At 69.5% G+C, this 20,184-nt stretch carries 20 protein-coding genes; 15 read left to right on the forward strand and 5 right to left on the reverse strand.

Going from position 1 to position 20,184, the window contains the following annotated elements:
* Positions 1 to 18: 18 nt before the first annotated feature.
* Positions 19 to 594: a cysteine hydrolase family protein gene (locus I5803_RS06200; protein ID WP_354001628.1), complete on the reverse strand. Its 576-nt coding sequence runs from the start codon at positions 592 to 594 to the stop codon at positions 19 to 21.
* Positions 587 to 1,117 carry a diguanylate cyclase gene (locus tag I5803_RS06205; RefSeq protein WP_196985515.1) on the reverse strand — a complete coding sequence of 177 codons (531 nt, stop codon included), beginning with the start codon at positions 1,115 to 1,117 and terminating at the stop codon, positions 587 to 589. The genes I5803_RS06200 and I5803_RS06205 overlap by 8 nt, the downstream gene beginning before the upstream one ends.
* 204 nt (positions 1,118 to 1,321) lie before the next feature.
* On the opposite strand from I5803_RS06205, the gene I5803_RS06210 reads away from it, so the two are divergent.
* From I5803_RS06210 to I5803_RS06230, 5 genes are all read left to right on the forward strand, one after another.
* Positions 1,322 to 3,748: a catalase gene (locus I5803_RS06210; RefSeq protein ID WP_196985516.1), complete on the forward strand. Its 2,427-nt coding sequence runs from the start codon at positions 1,322 to 1,324 to the stop codon at positions 3,746 to 3,748.
* A 32-nt stretch (positions 3,749 to 3,780) separates the two neighbouring features.
* Positions 3,781 to 4,263 carry a hemerythrin domain-containing protein gene (locus I5803_RS06215; RefSeq protein WP_196985517.1) on the forward strand — a complete coding sequence of 161 codons (483 nt, stop codon included), beginning with the start codon at positions 3,781 to 3,783 and terminating at the stop codon, positions 4,261 to 4,263.
* A gap of 11 nt (positions 4,264 to 4,274) precedes the next feature.
* Positions 4,275 to 6,230, forward strand: coding sequence for a S9 family peptidase (locus I5803_RS06220; protein ID WP_196985518.1), 1,956 nt, complete (start codon positions 4,275 to 4,277; stop codon positions 6,228 to 6,230).
* Between the two features lies 1 nt (position 6,231).
* A complete protein-coding gene (locus I5803_RS06225) occupies positions 6,232 to 7,353 on the forward strand; it encodes a sensor histidine kinase (RefSeq protein ID WP_196985519.1) in 1,122 nt (373 codons plus the stop codon).
* A gap of 124 nt (positions 7,354 to 7,477) precedes the next feature.
* Positions 7,478 to 8,119, forward strand: a complete 642-nt coding sequence (locus I5803_RS06230; protein WP_196985520.1) for a response regulator — start codon at positions 7,478 to 7,480, stop codon at positions 8,117 to 8,119.
* Between the two features lie 3 nt (positions 8,120 to 8,122).
* Here the strand turns inward: I5803_RS06230 and I5803_RS06235 are convergent, their stop codons facing one another.
* Positions 8,123 to 9,067, reverse strand: a complete 945-nt coding sequence (locus I5803_RS06235) for a YVTN family beta-propeller repeat protein (protein ID WP_231402347.1) — start codon at positions 9,065 to 9,067, stop codon at positions 8,123 to 8,125.
* On the reverse strand, positions 9,064 to 9,648 hold the full coding sequence (locus I5803_RS06240; protein WP_196985521.1) for a cytochrome b: 585 nt from the start codon (positions 9,646 to 9,648) through the stop codon (positions 9,064 to 9,066). The genes I5803_RS06235 and I5803_RS06240 overlap by 4 nt, the downstream gene beginning before the upstream one ends.
* A gap of 94 nt (positions 9,649 to 9,742) precedes the next feature.
* Between I5803_RS06240 and I5803_RS06245 the strand changes: the two genes are divergently transcribed.
* From I5803_RS06245 to I5803_RS06290, 10 genes are read left to right on the forward strand one after another with little or no spacing between them, the layout of a single operon-like run.
* Positions 9,743 to 11,509: a methanol/ethanol family PQQ-dependent dehydrogenase gene (locus I5803_RS06245; RefSeq protein WP_196985522.1), complete on the forward strand. Its 1,767-nt coding sequence runs from the start codon at positions 9,743 to 9,745 to the stop codon at positions 11,507 to 11,509.
* The gene (locus I5803_RS06250) at positions 11,506 to 12,306 is read left to right on the forward strand and encodes a quinoprotein dehydrogenase-associated putative ABC transporter substrate-binding protein (protein ID WP_231402349.1); all 801 of its coding nucleotides are present in this window, start codon (positions 11,506 to 11,508) and stop codon (positions 12,304 to 12,306) included. The genes I5803_RS06245 and I5803_RS06250 overlap by 4 nt, the downstream gene beginning before the upstream one ends.
* Entirely contained in the window at positions 12,303 to 12,875 is a 573-nt protein-coding gene (locus I5803_RS06255; protein WP_196985523.1) for a c-type cytochrome, read from the forward strand. Before I5803_RS06250 ends, I5803_RS06255 begins: the two co-directional genes overlap by 4 nt.
* Positions 12,872 to 13,939 carry a cytochrome c oxidase subunit II gene (locus I5803_RS06260; protein WP_231402350.1) on the forward strand — a complete coding sequence of 356 codons (1,068 nt, stop codon included), beginning with the start codon at positions 12,872 to 12,874 and terminating at the stop codon, positions 13,937 to 13,939. Before I5803_RS06255 ends, I5803_RS06260 begins: the two co-directional genes overlap by 4 nt.
* Positions 13,936 to 15,897 (forward strand): cytochrome c oxidase subunit I, encoded by a 1,962-nt coding sequence (gene ctaD / locus I5803_RS06265; protein ID WP_435520845.1) that lies wholly within the window; start codon positions 13,936 to 13,938, stop codon positions 15,895 to 15,897. Before I5803_RS06260 ends, ctaD begins: the two co-directional genes overlap by 4 nt.
* On the forward strand, positions 15,894 to 16,526 hold the full coding sequence (locus I5803_RS06270) for a cytochrome c oxidase subunit 3 (RefSeq protein WP_196985524.1): 633 nt from the start codon (positions 15,894 to 15,896) through the stop codon (positions 16,524 to 16,526). Before ctaD ends, I5803_RS06270 begins: the two co-directional genes overlap by 4 nt.
* Positions 16,523 to 16,864, forward strand: coding sequence for a hypothetical protein (locus I5803_RS06275; protein ID WP_196985525.1), 342 nt, complete (start codon positions 16,523 to 16,525; stop codon positions 16,862 to 16,864). Before I5803_RS06270 ends, I5803_RS06275 begins: the two co-directional genes overlap by 4 nt.
* Complete coding sequence (locus I5803_RS06280) at positions 16,852 to 17,739, forward strand: cytochrome c oxidase assembly protein (protein WP_196985526.1); 888 nt, start codon at positions 16,852 to 16,854, stop codon at positions 17,737 to 17,739. The genes I5803_RS06275 and I5803_RS06280 overlap by 13 nt, the downstream gene beginning before the upstream one ends.
* Positions 17,736 to 18,152, forward strand: a complete 417-nt coding sequence (locus I5803_RS06285; RefSeq protein WP_196985527.1) for a hypothetical protein — start codon at positions 17,736 to 17,738, stop codon at positions 18,150 to 18,152. Before I5803_RS06280 ends, I5803_RS06285 begins: the two co-directional genes overlap by 4 nt.
* Complete coding sequence (locus I5803_RS06290) at positions 18,149 to 19,381, forward strand: Nramp family divalent metal transporter (protein WP_196985528.1); 1,233 nt, start codon at positions 18,149 to 18,151, stop codon at positions 19,379 to 19,381. The genes I5803_RS06285 and I5803_RS06290 overlap by 4 nt, the downstream gene beginning before the upstream one ends.
* Here the strand turns inward: I5803_RS06290 and I5803_RS06295 are convergent.
* Positions 19,372 to 20,115: a YoaK family protein gene (locus tag I5803_RS06295; protein ID WP_196985529.1), complete on the reverse strand. Its 744-nt coding sequence runs from the start codon at positions 20,113 to 20,115 to the stop codon at positions 19,372 to 19,374. The genes I5803_RS06290 and I5803_RS06295 overlap by 10 nt on opposite strands.
* Positions 20,116 to 20,184: the final 69 nt, after the last annotated feature.

Here is a 20,184-nt window from a genome sequence, read left to right on the forward strand (position 1 = left end):
GGCGATGGGTCTCGCCGCTCATTGTGCCTTTCGCCGGTGCGCCTTCAGGAAGGGGGCGGTGTCGCACTTGAGGATCTCGCGCATGTACGCGAGCGCCGCCTGCTTCTTGTCCTCGCCCTCGGCCGCGGTGCAGTCCTCGGGCACGTGCATCTTCATCTGGCGCAGGAAGCCGTCGGCCGCGGTGAGCTGCACGCAGATGTCCGTGGCCAGGCCCGCGATCACCAGCGACCGCGCGCCCATTTTCTGCAGCAGGATGTCCAGCGGGGAGCCGTAGAACGCCGAGTGCATGGGCTTGAGCACGGTGAGATCGCCCCGCTTCGGCCTGAGCAGGCGGATGATGGCCGCGCTCGGCCCGCCGCCCTTCGCGAGCGTGGTCACCATCGAGTTGAAGTCCGACGTCCAGCTGCCGAAGTTGTCGTTGGCGTAGATCACCGCCTCGCCGGCTGCGCGCATGTGGCGGGCGAGCCGCGCGGCCGCCTTCGCTGCTTCCACGGCGGGCGCCGCCAGCAGTTCCGAGCCGGGAAAGTCGAGCGGGTTGATGAAATCCACCAGCAGCAGCACGCGCCGGCTCTTCGGCAGGGCCTTGTCATCCACGTCGGTTTCCTTTCGAACGCGCACGCAGGCAGGACACCATTTCCTGGGCGTACGGCAAGCCATTGATCAGCGCGGCCGTGACGGCCGCGCCCCAGAGGTAGGCGGCGGGCCAGGGCTGCCGCTTCGCGTGCAGGGACCAGTCGGGCGGCTGGTCCCAGGCGGAAACGGCGAGCAGCGCGAGCGACGCCAGCGGCAGCAACTCGAGGAAGCTGTGCACCATCTGCTCGAACGGGCCCACCGGCCGCAAGGGCACGGTGTAGCGCAGATCCGCATAGACGGTGAGCTCATGCACGACGAACACGAGCGCGACGATGCCCAGCACGGCCGTGGTGATCTCGCACAGCGCCACCACGAGCATGCCCACGCCGATCTCCGTGAACATGAGCAGGTGCAGCGCGCTTTCCTTCCAGCCGCTGGTGCGCGCGATGTCCGTGCGGCGGTGGCAGGTCCAGTCGGCGAAGCCCGCGGCGACCCAGAGCGGAAACGCGACATACATGAGCAGGGACAGCGCGGGGTCGTGCATCGCCATATTGGAAACGACGTCGCAAGCGCGGCAGGTAGGACGGGCTCCAGAACCGGGCGTCGGACCCTGCGCCCCGTACGGCTGAGCGACCCGGACGGTGGCGCCCCGCTGTCTTGAATAGCGCCCACGCACGACAAGGTTCAGTCCTACGGAGCGACGGCCCGGGATTGCGTAGGTTGTGGGACTCTACCTACACGGATCCCCATGCCCAAATCCACCAAAGCTTCCCCCGCGCCGACCCGCCAGGCCGCCAAGTCCGCCGCCCGCAACACCGACAGCGGCCCCGCCAAGGGCGCCGTCGCCACCGGCGACGCCCCTTCCGAGAAGGCCGCGCAGACCGAGCAGCTCGCCGCTTCCATGCCCTTCAATGCGACGAAGCCCTTCGAGCACGGATTCGCCAACGGCGTGCAGCCGCAACAGGGCGCGAAAGCTGGCCCCCCGTCACGCCTGCCCACCGGCAGCACGCTGTCGGAAGAGAACGGCTCGGAAAAGACGGGCAGCATCGCGACCGAAGGGCGCAACTCCACCATCGAGCCGCTCGACCGCGTGCGCGTGGACTCCTCCGGCCAGATGCTCACGACCAACCAGGGCGTGCGCGTCGCGGACAACCAGAATTCGCTGAAGTACGGCACGCGCGGGCCCGCGCTGCTCGAGGACTTCATCCTGCGCGAGAAGATCACCCACTTCGACCACGAGCGCATTCCCGAGCGCATCGTGCACGCGCGCGGCTCGGGCGCGCACGGCTTCTTCGAGTGCTACGAGCCGCAGACGCAGCTCACCAGGGCGGCGCCTTTCCGCGAGGCCGGCAAGATCACGCCGGTGTTCGTGCGTTTTTCCACCGTGCAGGGCGAGCGCGGCTCCAAGGACACGGCGCGCGACGTGCGCGGCTTCGCCGTCAAGTTCTACACCGACGAAGGCAACTGGGACCTCGTGGGCAACAACATGCCCGTCTTCTTCATCCAGGACGCGATGAAGTTCCCCGACCTCGTGCACGCGGTCAAGCCCGAGCCGCACCACCAGATGCCGCAGGCGGCGAGCGCGCACGACACCTTCTGGGACTTCGTCTCGCTCATGCCCGAGTCCACGCACATGCTGATGTGGGTGATGTCCGACCGCGCGATCCCGCGCAGCTACGCGACCATGCAGGGCTTCGGCGTGCACACATTCCGCTTCGTCAACGACGCGGGCGAATCGGTGTTCGTGAAGTTCCACTGGAACCCGATCGCCGGCACGCACTCGCTGGTGTGGGACGAGGCGGTGAAGATCTCCGGCGCCGACCCGGACTTCCACCGCCGCGACCTGTGGGAGCGCATCGAATCCGGCGCCTTCCCCGAGTGGGAACTGGGCGTGCAGGTGTTCACCGAGGAGCAGGCGGACCAGTTCAGCTTCGACATCCTCGACGCCACCAAGCTCATCCCCGAGGAACTCGTCCCGGTGCGGCCGATCGGCCGGATGGTCCTGAACCGCAACCCCGACAACTTCTTCGCCGAGACCGAGCAGGTCGCGTTCTGCACGGCGCACGTCATCCCGGGCATCGACTTCTCCAACGACCCGCTGCTCGCGGGGCGCATCCACTCGTACGTCGACACGCAGATCACGCGCCTGGGCGGACCGAACTTCCACGAGATCCCCATCAACTCCCCGATCGCGCCGGTGCACAACAACCAGCGCGACGGCGCGCATCGCCAGGCGATCCCGCGCGGCCGCGTGTCCTATGAGCCCAACTCGCTCGCCGGCGGTTGCCCGTTCCAGGCCGGCGCGGCGCAAGGCTTCGTGTCCGTCCCCGCACGCATCAACGCGCAGGACGAACAGGGCAAGGTACGCGCGAAGCCCGAGAAGTTCGCCGACCACTACACGCAGGCCAGGCTCTTCTTCGACAGCCAGACACCCGTCGAGCAGGACCACATCGCCAACGCTTTCCGCTTCGAGCTGTCCAAGCTCACGGTGCCCGCCATCCGCGAGCGCGTGGTCGCGATGCTGCGCAACGCCTCCGAACCGCTCGCGAAGAAGGTCGCGATGGGCCTGGGCATGGACCCGATGCCCGAACCCTTGCCGCTGGCGCTCGCCGAGCCCGCGGCGCCCGAAGTGATGAAGTCCCCCGCCCTCTCGCTGCTCGCGCGCCCGGGCGACGGCTCGATCAAGGGCCGCAAGGTCGCGATCCTGGTGGCACCCGGCGTGAAGGGAAAGTCCGTGACGGAAATCCAGTCGGAACTGGTCAAGCAAGGCGCCGTCGCCCGCCTCGTCGGCCCGCGCATCGGACCCATGCCTTCCGTGGACAGCGACGCGCTGGACGCGGACGCGTCGCTCGAGAACGAGCCCGGCTTCCTGTTCGACAGCCTGGTGCTGCCCGATGGCGCGGACGCGGTCGCCGCGCTGGCGAAGGACGGCCACACCATGGAGTTCATCAAGGACCACTTCCGCCACTGCAAGACGATCCTTGCCCTGGGCCAATCGCGCGAGCTGCTCGCGAAGGCGGGCTTTCCCACGAGCATGGACAAGAGCCTCGCGCAGGGCGGCACCGGCGTGCTGCTCGCGGAAGCGGACGACGCCGCCTCGGCTGCCGTCGCCTTCATCCTGGCCATGTCGCGCCACCGCCACTTCGGCCGCGAGATGGATCCGCCGCTGCTTTGAACCCCCGAAAGACAACCGCTATGGACCACACCATGACCCCCACGAACCCACCCACCGACCAGGACGCCTGCGAACTGCTCGATGCCGACCACATCGCCGTGAAGCACCTCTTCGTGGAATACGCGCGCCTGGCGATGCTGCAGGCCGATGCCGCCGAGCGCACGGCCCTCGCGATGAAGATCTGCGAGGAGCTCACCGTGCATGCGGCCATCGAGGAGGAAATCTTCTACCCCGCCCTGGAGGACGCGCTGCCCGAAACCTCGGACCTGATGGAGGAAGCGCGCGAGGAGCACCAGGAAGCCAAGGACATGATCGCGCAAATCCAGGCGATGGGCGAGGCCGGTCCCGAGATGGATGACCTCGTCGCCGAGCTGAACCGCGCCATCGAGCACCACGTGAAGGAAGAGCGCGACGAGATCTTTCCCAAGGCCAAGGGCGCGGGACTGGATCTTGCCGACCTGGCGCAGCAGATGCGCGAGCGGCAGCAGGCCCTGCAGACCGCGGACGCCGCATGACCTGAGCGCCGATGAAGAAGTTTTCACCCGACGATCTCTTTCTTCACCGGAAGGTGATGGCGCTCGATGCGGCGCACGGGCGCGGCGCGCTGGCGGCGGTGCGATCGGTCGATCGGGCCGGCAACGCCTACACGTCGCGCATCTGGCGCCTGGACATCGAAGGCGGCTCGCCGCGCCAGCTGACGTTCGGCCCGGGCAAGGACACGAGCCCGAGGTGGTCGCCGGACGGAAAGCGCTGGGCGTTCATGGCGGACCGCGGCGGCAGCGCGCAGCTGTACCTGATGGGCGACGGGGGCGAGGCGCGGCAGCTCGGGCAGTTCGAACTCGGGGTGAGCGACTTCGGCTGGAGCGCGGACGGCAGCGCCCTGCTCGTCATCGCCGCGCGCCGCGTCGACCCGGATCTGCGCGGCAAGCGCGGCAAGGCGCCGGAGGCGCGCGCCGAAGAGGCCGCGGAAGTCGCGTGGCGGCTTCCCTACAAGACCGACGGCGTGGGCTACCTGCTCGCGCGCGAGATGCATTTGTACCGGGTGCCCCTGGACGGGTCGCCGCAGGTGCAACTCACCGACGGGCCCTTCGACGTGCACGGCTTCGATGCGTCGCCCGGCGGGACCATCGCGTACTCGCGCTCGCGCGAGGGCCGCTTCGCGCACCGCACCGATTTGTGGATGTGCGATGCGGACGGAGGCAACGCCCGCCAGCTCACGCGCGACTTCGCCACCGTGCTGCAGCCGCATGTGTCCCCCGATGGCCGCTGGATCGCATTCGGCGGCGCGATCAAGGAGGGCGACGGCGAGACGCGGCTGTGGCTGCTCGAGCCCGCCACGGGCAGGACGCAGGCATTCGGGCCGAAGGAGATGGAACTGGCGCACCCCGATGCGCTGCGCTGGAGCGCGGACAGCCGCTCGGTGATCGCCGCACGGGCGCACCGCGGGCGGCACGAGGCCGTCCGCATCCGCATCGACGACGAGGAGGCGCATGTGATCGCCGGCGGTGACCGCCAGTTCGGCGCCTTCGCCGTGGACGGGGAACGCGTGTTCTTCTCCATCGACACCCCGGTCTCGGGCAGCGAGGTGGTGGCGGTGGACGCATCGTCGGGACAAGAGACCGCGGTCTCGGACTTCAACCCCTGGTTCCGCGAGCGCACACCCCTGGAGTTGCATTCGAAGTCCTTCCGGGTGCCCGACGGCAAGGGGGGAACGGAATCGATCCAGGGCTGGCTGCTGCATGCCCAGGGCGCCAAGGGCCCGATGCCCCTGCTCGACGATGCGCACGGAGGGCCCGCGGCCTACGCCCTGCTCGACTACGACACCAACATCTTCTGGCAGGTGCTGTGCTCGAACGGATGGGCGGTCCTGCTGCTCAACACCGTCGGCTCGAGCAGCTTCGGCTCCGAGTTCTGCAGCAGGCTGTCGGGCCACTGGGGCGAGATGGACCTGCCCCAGCACCTCGCCGCGCTGCGCCAGCTCAGGGCCGAGGGTATCTGCGACGAACGCATCGCCCTCTCGGGCAAGTCGTACGGTGGCTACTTCGCCGCCTGGGCGATCGGGCACTGCGAGGAATTCGACAGCGCCGTCGTGATGGCCCCGGTTGGCAATATCGAGACGCACTACGGCACGTCCGACGGTGGCTACTATGCGGATCCGCTCTACATCGGCACGGCGCCGCAATTCGACAGGAAGAAGGCGCGCGCCCTCTCGCCGCTGCAGTCGATCGAGGCCGCACGCACCCCCACCCTCTTCATGCAGGGCAAGGAGGACGAACGCTGCCCGAAATGCCAGTCCGAAGAATTGTTCGTGAGCTTCATGCGGGCGAGCGACACGCAGGCCGAACTGGTGCTGTACCCCGGCGAGGACCACCACTTCCTCGGCGAGGGCCGCCCCAACTGCCGCGCGGATGCGGCGCGGCGGATCGTGGAGTGGGTGACCGGACACGAGCCGGCCCGCGGGCCCCGCATCGGCAAGGACTGACGTGGCAACGGACGAACCGCGGGATTCCCGCTTCCTCCTGGGGCTTGCGCTCGAAGCGGTCCAGGACCACGCGGTCCTGCTGCTGGATCCGCAAGGCGTCATCCTCGACTGGCTGTGCGGGGCCGAGAAGATCTTCGGCTACGGCGCGCCGGAAGTCCGGGGCAGGCACTTCTCGCTGCTCTTCGTGGCGGAGGACATTGCGCGGGGCCTGCCGGAACTCGAACTGGCCGTCGCGCGCCGCGACAGCACGTCAGAGGACGATCGCTGGCACGCCCGCAAGGACGGCGCCCACGTCTGGGTCTCGGGCACCGTGAACGCCCTGCAGGACGCGGCGGGCCTGCACGGGTTCATCAAGATCATGCGCGACAGGACGGACCTGCGCATGCAATCGGAAGCAGGCGCCAACCAGCTCGTGCTCGTGCAGGACACGCTGGAGCGGACACGCACGTTCACGCATACGCTGGGCCATGAGCTGCTGACACCGCTCACGCCCATGCGCATCGCCTCCCATATCGCGCGGCAGGCGACGGCCGAGCCGAAGGTGGTGGAAGCCTCGCGCATCATCGAAAGCCAGATCAAGGTGATGGAGCGGATCGCCAACGACCTCGCCGACGTGACACGGCTGGAGCATCGCAAGCTCGAGATGCGCGTGTCGCAGTTCGACGTGCGGGAGCTGCTCGAGCGCGAGGCCGGGGCCCATGCGGAGGCATTCCGGGCCAAGGGCCTGCAGCTCGACACCATCCTGCCCGACGAGCCCCTGCTGCTCGCCGCCGATGCCGTCCGCGTGCAGCAGGCGCTGGCCAACCTGCTGTCCAACGCGCTCAAGTACACGCCCGCCGGGGGCAGGGTCTGGCTGAAGGCCACGCAGGAAGCGCAGGAGACCGTCATCCGCGTGGAGGACACGGGCATCGGGATCGCGGCGGATGTGCTGCCGCGGATCTTCGAGCTGTTCACCCAGGAGCCGGGGGCGAGGGACTTCGCGCCCGGCGGCTTGGGCATCGGCCTGGCGGTGGTGAGCCAGATCGCCGCGCTGCACGGCGGCGTGGCGCAGGCGAGGAGCGCGGGCACGGGCAAGGGCGCGGAGTTCACGTTGCGCCTTCCGAGCAACGGGCTGCCGCCCTGAATACCTTAAGCGTCCTACAGACAGTGGCCGGGAACCTGCTCTACGATGGCGCCCGAAAATCGGGCTCCGGGTCGCAGGCCCATGCGCCGGACCGGCCGCCCGTCGAGCAAGGGAAGTAAAAAGAATGCGCGCACCTATCCGGGTGGGAATTGCGGAAGACCATGCCATCACACGCTACGCGCTGGTCCGCCATATCGGGATGCAGGACGACATGGTCGTCGCCGGCGAGGCGGGCAACGGCGCCGAAGCGGTGCAGCTCGCGCGATCCGTCGAGATGGATGTGCTCGTGCTGGACCTGATGATGCCCGGCACCGGCGCGCTCGACGTGGTGCGCACGATCCTCGCGCGCGCGCCGCGCCTGGCCCTGCTCGTGTTCACGAATTTCCCGGGCGAGCGCTACGCGCTCAACGTGCTGCGCCTGGGGGCCAGCGGCTTCCTGAGCAAGCAATGCCAGCCGGACGAGATCACGCTCGCCATCCGCACCCTGGCGCAGGGGCGGCGCTACGTCCGGGGCGAGGTGGCGGAGCTGCTCGCCACGCAGGCCGCCGGCACGGCCCTGCGCCCCCCGCACGAAATGCTGACGCGGCGCGAGTTCCAGCTGATGCTGCACTTCGCCAGGGGCGAAAGCTCGGCCGAGATCGCGCGCAAGCTCTCGCTCAGTCCGAATTCCGTCAGCACCTATCGCAGCACGCTGCTCAAGAAGATGGAAGTAAAGACGGCGAGCGAGCTCACGCACTACGCGCTCGTGCACGGCTTGCTGGATTGAGCCTCAGGGGACCGCGCGTCCCGCCGCGACGCCCCACGGCGCCTCGCCCACGGCGACCTCGCGCGTGACGGCGAGCGTGAGGGGATCGATCACCGACACGGAATTGGACCGCCCGTTGGCGACATAGAGCTTGCGGCCATCGGGCGTCATCGCCATGTTCCAGGGTCGCTGGCCGACGGGAATGGTGGCGAGCAGGCGGTGCGTGCCGGTCTCCAGCACCGTCACGCTCGCGCTGCGGCCGTTGCTCACGAACACGCGCCCCGCGCCGGCGACGACGCCGTTGGAGAATTCACCCGCCGCGATGCTCGCGGTGACCCCGCGCGTTGCGACGTCGATCGCGTAGACCTTGCCCTCCAGTTCGCAGGCGACGTAGGCGACGCTGCCGTCGGGCACGAAGGCAATGCCGCGCGGCCGCCTGCCCACCGCGACGCTCCCCGCCTGCGACCGCGATGCGACGTCGATCACGTCCACCTGCGCGCCGTCCTCCGCGCTGACGTACAGCCAGCGCCCATCGGGCGAGAACACGGCATGCTCGGGGTTCATGCCCGCCACGGGCATGCTCGCGACCACTTTCATTGCAGACGTGTCCACGAGCAGCACGGCGTTATCTTCCTCGACCGCCGCGGCGATCCAGCGGCCGTCGCGCGACAGGTCGATCCCCTCCGGCGACTTGCCCAGCGCAATGCTTGCCATCACGCGCCGGGTGCGGGCGTCGATCACGAGCAGCGCGTTGGCTGACTGGTCGCTGACGTAAAGCGTCGCGCCGTCCGGGCTCAGCGCGATGCCGCGCGGCCTTCCGCCGGCGGCGAAGGTCCCCACGACGGCATCGGTGGCGGCGTCGATCACGCTCACCGTACCGGACTTCTCGTTCGGGACATAAACGGTTTGGGCGCCCGCCGCGGCCGGCAGCAACAAGGCGGCAAGAAACATCCAGGCGCAGGGTTTCATGAGGATCTCGCGTGGGAGTGGGTGCGCCACGCATGCAAACCCATGCGCTGCGCCACCCCGTCGTTGCGCCACCAGTGCCGGGCCGCCGCGGCGATGTGCAGCAGCACGAGCGCCATCAGCATCCAGACGAGGCAGTAGTGCAGCTGCGACATCCACTGCTTGGCGGCGGGCCAGTCGTGATTGCGCGGCAGTAACCGGATGCCGAAGAACAGCACCGGGTACTTCGTGAACATGGACCCGAGCAGGCCCGTGACCGGTAACGCGGCGGTGCACAGGTAGAGCAGCCAGTGGCTCACGCGCGCGACGCGCCGCTGCCAGACCGGCAGCCCGGGGTGCTGCCCGACAGGATGGCTGGCGCGCCATGCGAGCCGCAGCGCCACGGCCAGCGCAATGCACAGCCCGATGGACTTGTGCAGGTTGAACCACCATGCGCGCACGCCGGGCGGGTCTTTCGGAATGTCGAGCATCCACCAGCCGAGCAGGAATTGCGCGAGCAGCGCAGCGGCCACGAGCCAATGCAGCGCGACGGCAACTTTCGAATAAGTCTCCGGGGTTTGGATGGAATGGGTCTTGTAGGACACAGTTGATATTTGCGGGCAGCCTGACGGATGATGCCCCAAAAGCGGGCAGCGGTGGCTAAACTGAAATCTCCGTTTTGACAGAGGGCTTACTCTAATGATTCGTCTTCTGTGGGGCGTCGCCGTCGCGCTGCTCGCATCGGTCTGCCACGCTCAGACGCCGGACGACGGCACGTGGACGATGGCGGCGCGCAACTTCGAGGGGCACCGCTTCAGCGGCCTGGACCAGGTGACGCCGGGCAACGTGGCGCAGCTGAAGGTCGCCTTCACCTTCGACACCGGCGTGCCCAAGGGGCAGGAGTCGATCACCCTCGTCGCGGACAACACGATGTTCATCGTGGGCCCGTTTCCGAACGTGCTGTTCGCGCTCGACCTCACGAAGCCGGGTGCGCCGCTCAAATGGAAGTTCGACCCCAAGCCCGACGCGAGTTCGCAGGGCGTCGCCTGCTGCGATTTGGTAAACCGCGGCGCCGCCTACGCCGACGGCCGCGTCTTCTTCAACACGCTGGACAACCAGACGCTGGCGGTGGATGCGAAAACCGGGGCGGAGCTGTGGCGCGCGAAGCTGGGGGACATCAAGCTCGGCGAGAGCATGACGATGGCGCCGCTGGTGGTGAAGAACAAGGTGCTGGTGGGCAACAGCGGCGGCGAATTCGGCGTGCGCGGCTGGCTCGCGGCATTGGACGCGGCCACCGGCAAGGTGCTGTGGCGCGCGTACAGCACCGGCCCGGACAAGGACGTGCTCATCGGCCCGAACTTCAAGCCCTACTACGCCTCCGACCGCGGCGCCGACCTGGGCGTGAAGACCTGGCCGCCGGACGCATGGAAGATCGGCGGCGGGACGGTGTGGGGCTGGCTCACCTACGACCCCGTGCTGGACCTCCTGTACTACGGCACCGCCAACCCCGGCCCCTGGAACCCGGAGCAGCGCCCCGGGGACAACAAGTGGACGTCCGGCATCTTCGCGCGCAAGCCCGACACCGGCGAAGCGGTGTGGTTCTACCAGTTCAGCCCGCACGACCTGCACGACTACGACGGGGTCAACGAGAACGTGCTCGTCGACACGCCCATCGCGGGCGCGAACCGCAAGGTCCTGCTCCACCCGGACCGCAACGGCTACATGTATGTGATCGACCGCGCCACCGGGCAGGTGCTGTCGGCCAACCCCTTCGTGCACGTGACGACCTCCAGCGGCGTGGACCTTTCCACCGGCGCGCTGCGCTACAACCCGCAGAAGGACCCGCGCGCCGGCGAGACCGTGCGCAGCATCTGCCCCGCATCGCCGGGCGCGAAGGACTGGCAGCCTTCGGCCTGGTCGCCGCGCACGAAGCTGCTCTACGTCCCGCACCAGAACCTCTGCCAGGACACGGTGACGGGCACGGCGAGCTACATCGCGGGCACGCCCTACGTGGGCCTCGAGCAGAAGATCTACGCGGGCCCGGGCGGCCACCGCGGCCTCTTCACCGCCTGGGACCCGGTGGCCGGCAAGAAGGCCTGGCAGGTCGAGGAGCACTTCCCGGTGTGGAGCGGTGCGCTCGCGACGGCCGGCGACCTCGTCTTCTACGGCACCATGGACGGCTGGTTCAAGGCGCTCGACGCGCGCAGCGGCAAGCTGCTCTGGCGCTTCAAGACCGACTCCGGGATCATCGGCCAGCCGATGTCCTATCGCGGCCCGGACGGCAGGCAGTACATCGCGGTGATGGCGGGCGTGGGCGGCTGGGCCGGCGCCGTGGTCTCGGGCAGCATGGACACGCGCGACGCGACGGGCGCCAGCGGCTTCGCCAATGCCATGCGCGACCTGCAGGCCGCGACGAAGGCGGGCAGCAAGCTGTACGTGTTCGCGCTGCCGGAGGGCACGCGATGATGCGACGGCTGCTGGCCGCCGCATGCATGGCGGCGCTCGCATCGGGGGCCGCGGCCGGGGAACTGCCGGCCACCTTGCGCGTCTGCGCCGACCCCGACAACCTGCCCTACTCCCATGCGAACGGCAGCGGCTTCGAGAACCGGATCGCGCAGCTCGTGGCCGACGACCTGAAGCTGCCGCTGGAGTACGAGTGGCTGCCAGACCGCCGCGGCTTCGTGCGCAAGACACTGGGCGCACGGCTGTGCGACGTGATCATGGGCGTGCCCGCGGGCTTCGAACGCGCGATGACCACGCGGCCCTACTACCGCTCCAGCTACGTGGTGGTGGACCATGCGGGCGGTGCCCCCATCGCATCCTTCGACGACCCGCGCCTCGCGCGCATGCGCCTGGGCGTCCAGCTGATCGGCAACGACCTCGCGGCCTCGCCGCCCGGCCAGGCGCTCGCGCGCCACGGGCAGACGGACAACGTGCGCGGCTTCGCCGTGCCCGGCGAGGAGCCGGCGGCGGCGCGCATCGTGCACGCGATCGAGTCGGGCGAGCTCGACGGCGCGATCGTCTGGGGGCCGCAGGCGGGCTTCTTCGCCGCGCACTCGCGCGTGCCGCTGCGCGTCCACGCCATCGCCGCGCCGGCAGGCCCGGGAAGCCAGCCCTTCGCGTACGACATCGCGATGGGCGTGCGCCGAGGCGACCGCGAGCTGCAGGCCGCGCTCGACGGTGTGATCGAGCGCCGCCAGGCGGACATCGCGCGCATCCTCGCGGACTACGCCGTGCCGCAGGTCGCAGGGGCCGCGCGATGAAACGCATCGTGCTGGCCTGCCTGCTCGTGCTGCTGGCATCGGGCTGCGAGCGCGAGGCGCGGCGCTTCACCACGCCCGCGAACAACGAGACGGCGGCCGAATCGGCGCAGCGCCTGGGAACGCTGCAGCCCGCCGTGCCGCTTGCCGGCGGCGTCAGGCAGGCCAAGGCGAACGTGAGCCCCTACGAGGAGAACGCGTTCTCCGTGAACCAGGGCAAGCGCCTGTACCGCTGGTACAACTGCAACGGCTGCCATGGCAACGGTGGCGGCGGCATCGGCCCGGCGCTCATGGACAGCCAGTGGAAATACGGCAGCGACCCGGCCTCGATCTTCGCGACCATCACGCAGGGACGTCCGCAAGGCATGCCCTCTTTCGGCGGCCACATCCCGGACGACCAGGTGTGGCAGATCGTGGCCTACGTGCGCTCGATGAGCGGCCAGCTGCGCAAGGACGTCGCGCCCAGCCGGGGCGATTCGCTGTACCCCGGCAACCCGGAGAACGCGCGGCCGAAGGAAACGCCGCAGCCCGACAAGTCGCAGCCGTCCCGGCCGCCGGGAGCGCCCTCATGACGCGCATGCTGGAGCGCGCGCTCTACATCGCCGCGCTCGCGCTCGCGGTGTTGTGCGTCACCTCGCTCGCGCAGTATGCGATGGCCGCGACGCCGATCCCGCAGGCGCCGCACGATGCGCTCCACGCCATGGGCCCGCAGGCGGGCCACATCGTCGACCTCTGGCGCGTCATGCTCTGGACCTGCTCGCTGGTGTTCGGCGCCATCCTCGCGGCGCTGCTCTTCGCGATCCTTCGCGCGCCGCGCGCGGACGCCACCGCCGCGCCCGACCTGTCGGCCGTCGACCGGGCCGAGCCGCGCGTGCGGCGCAGCGTGGCGAGCGCGGCGGTCGCGTCCGCGCTGCTGCTGTTCGCGCTGGCGCTCGCGAGCGTCTTCACCGACCGCGCGCTGGCGCGCCTGTCGCTCGCCGGCGCGGTGAACATCGAAGTCACCGCCCACCAGTGGTGGTGGTCGGCGCGCTACCTGGACGGCGGCCACGCGGACACCTTCGTGACGGCCAACGAGATCCACATCCCGGTCGGCCGCCCCGTCAACCTCCAGCTCAAGGCCGACGACGTGATCCACAGCCTGTGGGTGCCCAGCCTCGCGGGCAAGAAGGACCTCATCCCCGGCCGCAGCGCCTCGATGCAGTTCCGCGCGGACACGCCCGGCCCCTACCGCGGCCAGTGCGCGGAATTCTGCGGATTCCAGCACGCGCTGATGGGCCTGCTCGTGGTCGCGGACCCCCCCGCGCAATACGAGGCGTGGGTGCAGGCGCAGCGCACGCCGCCCGCGCCGCCGACCGGCGCGAAGGCGATCCGCGGGCAGCAGTTGTTCCAGTCGACGAGCTGCGCGATGTGCCATGCCATCGGCGGCACGATCGCGAGCGCCCAGCATGCGCCGGACCTCACGCATCTCGCGAGCCGCTCGACCCTTGCCGCGGGGACGCTCGCGAACACGCCGGCGCAGCTGGCCGCCTGGATCGCGGACCCGCAAAAGCACAAGCCCGGCGTGAACATGCCGTCCACGCCGATCTCCAGGGACGACCTGGATGCGCTCGTTGCCTACCTGGAGACCCTGAAATGACGCACGCCACGCTCGAAGCGTCGATGGCGGCCGATCGCGTCCGCATGAAGGACGGCCCGCCCGCCGGGTCGCGCGAGGCGCGCGCGCTGGACGTGACCTGGGACGACCCGCCGGGCCTGCTCGGGTGGTTCTGCGCCATCAACCACAAGACGATCGCCAAGCGATTCATCGTCACCACGCTCGGGTTTTTCGCGGCGGGCGGGCTGATCGCCGCGGTGATGCGCATGCAGCTGTCCCGGCCGGAGAACACGCTGGTCGGGCCGGACATGTACAACCAGCTCTTCACGATGCACGGCACGACGATGATGTTCCTCTTCGCCGTGCCGGTGATGCAGGCCGTGGCGATCTACCTCGTGCCGCTCATGGTGGGTTCGCGCACCGTCGCCTTCCCGCGGATGAACGCCTTCGCCTACTGGATCTTCCTGTTCGGCGGGCTGATGCTGTACGCGGCCTTCTTCGTCAACTCCGGCCCCGATGCGGGGTGGTTCGCCTACGTGCCGCTCGCGGGGCCCGACTACTCGCCGGGCAAGCGGGTCGATTTCTGGGCGCAGATGATCACCTTCACCGAGCTCTCGGGGCTCATCGAGGCGATCGTGATCATCGCCACCGTCTTCAAGATGCGCGCGCCGGGCATGACGCTCAACCGCATGCCGCTGCTGGTGTGGTCCAACCTGGTCACCTCGTTCATGGTGCTGTTCGCGATGCCCGCCGTGATGCTCGCGAGCACGGCGCTCATCCTCGACCGGCTGGTGGGCACGCATTTCTACAACCCGGCCGAAGGCGGCGACCCGCTGCTGTGGCAGCACCTCTTCTGGTTCTTCGGCCACCCGGAGGTGTACCTGATCTTCATTCCCGGCCTGGGCTTCCTCTCCTCGGTCATCCCGACCTTCTCGCGCCGCCCGATCTACGGCTACACCGCGATGGTGCTGTCGCTGGTGGCCACCGGCTTCCTCGCCTTCGGCCTGTGGGTGCACCACATGTTCGCCACCAACCTGCCGGAACTGGGCAAGGCCTTCTTCACCGCGATGAGCATGCTGATCGCCATCCCGAGCGCGCTGCAGATCTTCTGCTGGATCGCGACGATGTGGACGGGGCGCCTGAACCTGAAGACGCCCATGCTCTTCGTGCTGGCCTTCTTCTTCATCCTCGTCCTGGGCGGCCTCACCGGCCTCATGCTCGGGGCGGTGCCGCTGGACCTGCAGGTGCACGACACCTACTTCGTCGTCGCCCACCTGCACTACGTGCTGATCGGCGGCGCAGTGTTTCCGCTGTTCGGCGCCTTCTACTACTGGTACCCGAAGATCAAGGGCCGGATGATGGGCGAGGCGCTGGGCAAGGCCTCGTTCTGGCTGATGTTCATCGGCTTCAACGCCGCGTTCTTCCCCATGCACTGGCTCGGGCTGCACGGCATGCCGCGCCGCGTGTACACCTACCAGGCCGGCATGGGCTGGGACGGGATGAACCTGCTGTCCACCCTCGGCGCCTTCACCTTCGCCGCCGGCGTGTTCCTCTCGCTGGTGAACGCGGTCGCCAGCGCGCGGCGCGGCGCGGTCGCGGGCGCCGACCCCTGGGGCGCCGGCACGCTGGAATGGTCGATCGCGTCGCCGCCCCCGCCCTGCAACTTCCACGCGATCCCCACCGTGCACGGGCGGGACCCGCTCTGGCAGCCCGCGCCCGGGGGCGCGCCTGCGCGCGTGAGCGGGCTGGCCGTGAACGTGCGCGAAGTGCTGGTCACCAGCGTCATCGATGCGCTGCCCGACCACCGCATGACATCGCCCAATCCGTCGCCGTGGCCCTTCCTCACCGCCTTGGCGACCACCGTGCTGTTCATCGGCTCGATCTTCACGCCCTGGGCCGTGGTGTGGGCCGCGATTCCCGCGACGATCGCCACCATCCTCTGGTTCTGGCCCAAGCACAAGGACAACTCCGAGGACCTCGCACTGGAGAAGGCGCCATGACGACCGCCGCCACGCCCGCCTCCCGCAGCGACGCCACGCTGGACGTCTCGGGGCTGCCCAGCTTCCGCTTCTCGCACCACAGCCCGATGTGGTGGGGCACGCTGGGCATGATCGCGATCGAAGGAACCGTCTTCGCGCTCGCGATCGCGAGCTACTTCTACCTGCGCATGCACTCGAACACGTGGCCGATGTTCGCGCTGCCGCCCGATCTCTTCTGGGGCACGCTCAACACCGCCGTGATGCTGGGCAGCCTTGTTCCCAACCAGCTCGCCAAGAGCGCGAGCGAACGGCTCGACCTGCCGGCCGTGCGGCTCTGGCTGTCGGTGGCCCTCGTCTTCGCTTTCCTCTTCCTCGGCGTGCGCGTGATGGAGTTCGCCTCCCTGAACGTGCGCTGGGACAGCAACGCGTACGGCTCCATCGTCTGGACCCTGCTCGGCCTGCACACCACGCACCTCATCACCGACACGATCGACACGACGGTGCTCGACGTCCTGTTCTTCACCGGACCGCTGGACGGGCGCCGCTTCGTGGACGTGAGCGAGAACTGCTTCTACTGGTACTTCGTCGTGGGCTCCTGGCTGCCCATCTACCTCGTCATCTACTGGGGCGCGCGCCCCTGGCCGTCATGAGGATCTGGCTCGGCCTCCTCGCGGCGCCAAGCGTCGCGCTCGCGTGCCAGGCGATCCTGTTCGCGCTGGCGACGCCCGCGTGCAGCAGCCAGTCGCGCGTCGAGCTGCACGCCGTCGCCGCGGCAAGCCTCGCGCTCACCCTCGCCTTCACCGTCATCGCGCGCGGCGGCTGGGCCTCGCACGGCGGGGGCATGACCCAGGCCGAGGTCGACCATGCCGACGGCGGCACGGTCCGGGCGTTCCTCGCCGCGGCCGCCACGGCGGTCGCCGCCATCTCCGCCTTCACCGTGCTCGCCATGTGGGCCGTCGTCGGAGTCCTCTCGCCGTGCGCGCAATAGCGGCCGCATGCCTGCTCGCGCCGGTGGGCGCCTGGGCGCATGCGCCGGAATCGCCCGCCGCCGGCCCCTCGTGGACGGCATGGAATACGCAGCCCTGGCTGCTGTTCCTCCTGGCCGTCTCGCTGCTCTTCTACGCCGCCGGTTTGCTTCGCCTGTGGCGCCACGCGGGCGCGGGCCATGGCATCCCCGTTCGGCAGGCCGCCTCGTTCGCGGCCGGCTGGCTCGCGCTCGTCGCCGCGCTCGTGTCGCCGCTCGACGCGATGGGCTCGCTGCTCTTTTCCGCGCACATGGTGCAGCACGAGATGCTCATGATCGTTGCCGCGCCGCTGCTTGTGCTCGGCCGGCCGCTCGCCGCGTGGACCTGGGCGCTGCCCGCGGTGTACCGGATGCGGCTGCCGGCCCTCGTTCGCTCGCGCTCGCTCGCCTGGGCGTGGGACGCGATCACGCAGCCCGTCTCCGCCTGGGCGCTGCACGCGATCGCACTGTGGGCGTGGCACGCCCCGCAGCTGTTCGAGGCCGCCTTGCGCAGCGAAGGGCTGCACGTGCTGCAGCACGCGTCCTTCTTCGTCACGGCCCTGCTCTTCTGGTGGGCGGTGCTGGGACCCGATGCGCGGTCCCGCCGCGCGGGCCTCGCGATGGTGCTGCTGTTCACGACCATGATGCACACCGGCGCGCTGGGTGCGCTACTCGCGCTTGCACCGACTCCGTGGTATCCGCCCTACGTGGACGCCGCGGTGGCGCTGGGCATCGACCCGGTGCAGGACCAGCAGCTCGGCGGCCTCGTGATGTGGGTGCCCGGCAGCGTGGCGTACCTCGTGGTGGGCCTGCAGGTGATCGCGAACCTCCTCGGGCGCCGCGCGAAGGCGATGGCATGAAAACCGCTGGCGTCGGCCTCGCCCTGGCGCTCGCGCTCGCGGGCTGCCATTCGCCGAAGAAACTGGCCGGGGCCGACGATCTGCACCGCGCCGCCCGCGACACCGCGAGCATCGCCCGCGAAAGCGCGCTCCTTGTCGACCAGGTCCAGCGCGGCCATGTCGGCGCCGACTACGTATGGGTCCATCAGCAGGCCCTGCAGGAGGACGCCCGGCGCGCGGCCGAGCCTTTGCACCGCGCGGCGCCGGACGCGCTGCGCGGGCTCCAGCAGCAGGTGGAGGCCGCGAGCGCCCGCCTGTCGGCCGGGCTGGAGCACACGCCGCTGGCCACTGCGGGCCCGGACGAACTCGCGCGGCTCGCGCAGGTTTTCGCGCAGGCCGGTGCGCAGGCCGCCGCACTGCGGGGGGACAAGTGAACATCGGCGAGCTCGCGCTGGGCATCATGACCGCGCTCGGCGGCTTCGTGGACATCGGCGAGCTGGTGTTCGCGATCGAGGCGGGCGCGAAGTTCGGCTTCGCGCTGCTGTGGGTCGTCGTGCTCGGGACGGTGGGCATCGCGATCTTCGGGGAGATGTCGGGCCGCATCGCGGCCGTCCTGAAAAAGCCCGCCTTCGAGGCCGTGCGCGACCGCTTCGGTTTCGGCCCGTCGCTGGGCGTGCTGGTCGCGTCCAACCTCGTCAACATCCTCACCTGCGCTGCGGAGGTGGGCGGCCTCGCGATCATCCTGCAGCTCGTCTTCGGCGCCAACTACCGGCTCATGCTGCTCGCGGCCGCGGGCCTCCTGCTGCTCACCGTGTTCCTGCTGCCCTTCCGCTGGATCGAGCGCGTCTTCGGCCTGGCGGGCCTCACCTTGCTGGTCTACGCGGTCGCGGCGGTGAAAGCGGGGCCCGACTGGGGCGACGTGGCGCGGGGGCTCGTGCCGCAGCTGCCCGCACCCGGGATGCCGGGCCTGCCGGTCTACGCCTACTACATCGTGGGCCTGCTCAGCTCGATCCTCATGCCCTACGAGATCTACTTCTATTCCTCCGGCGGAATCGAGGACAAGTGGACGCCGAAGGACCTGCCCGTCAACAAGCTCACGGCGGGCGTCGGCTTCACGCTGGGCGGCCTGCTCACGATGGCGCTCATCGTCGTCGGCGCCGCCGTATTCCTGCCGCAGCAGGTCGATCCGCAGCGCCTCAGTTCGGTGGTGATGGGCGCATCGGTCCCGCTCGGCCACGTCGGGTTTCTCTTCGCCCTGGCCGGCATCTTCTTCGCGGTGGGCGGCGCGGCGGTGGAGACGGCGCTCTCCGCCGGCTACAACGTCGCGCAGTTCTTCGGCTTGCCCTGGGGCAAGAGCCACCAGGCGCGCGAAGTGCCGCTCTTCACCGTCTGCTGGATGGCCGCGATCGTGCTGGGAACGGCCATCGCGATGGGCGGCGCGAATCCCATCCAGGTCGTCGAATATTCGGTGATCTTCGCCGTCGTGGTGCTGCCGTTCACCTACTACCCGATCCTCAAGCTCGCGGACGACCGGGACGTCATGGGCCGGCACGTCAACTCGCCCGTGATCCGCGTGCTGGGCTGGGCCTACTTCGCGCTCATCTGCGCGGTCGCGCTCGCGGCCATCCCGCTGCTCATCGCGACGCACATGGGTCAGGCCTGAAGCTTGCGCAGGTCGGCCAGCAGCGGCATCGCGGAAATCGCCAGCAGCACGAGGACAACCGGGAGCACGGCGGCATAGCCGATGGACTTGAACGCCAGCGCGCCGGCCACCGCGCCACCCAGGAAGAGGCCGAGGATGATGGCGAGCACGGCCAGGCGCTCGCGATCGGCGCGCACCGGCCCCGCCACGGCATGACCGCGGTTCACATACAGCAACCTGCCCAGCTCGATGCCGAGGTCGGTGACGACACCGGTCATGTGCGTGGTGCGGATCTCCGCCCGCGAGATCTTGGTGACGATCGCGTTCTGCAAGCCCATGGTGAAGCAGAGCAGGAGCACGGTGCTCGGGACGAACAGTTCGACGAGCGTGTCGAGGTGCGCGCCCAGCACCCCGAAGGCGAGCAGCAGCAGGGCCTCGACGAACACCGGCAGCGCGAACTCGCCGTGCATGCCGCGCCGCCGGGCCCAGTTGACCAGCAGGGCCGTGGTGGCCGCGCCGGCGATGAAGGCGGCGAGAAAGGCGACGCCCGCGAGCACCAGCCCGATGCGGCCCAGCACGAGGTCGTCGGCCATGGCCGAGACGATGCCCGTCATGTGGGAGGTGTAGCGCTGGACGGCGAGGAACCCGCCCGCGTTGATCGCGCCGGCCACGAATGCCAGCAGGCCCCCCAGTTGCCGGTTGGTGCGCTGGGTGCGCTGCCGGCCGGTGAGGTTGGCGAGGAACACATGGGGCATGGAAGGCTTATTGTGCTCCCCCTGCGGCGCGCGCCGCAGGACAGGACCACGGCCTACACGTCCACCCGG

It is taken from the genome of Caenimonas aquaedulcis (assembly GCF_015831345.1).
Lineage (GTDB): Bacteria > Pseudomonadota > Gammaproteobacteria > Burkholderiales > Burkholderiaceae_C > Ramlibacter > Ramlibacter aquaedulcis.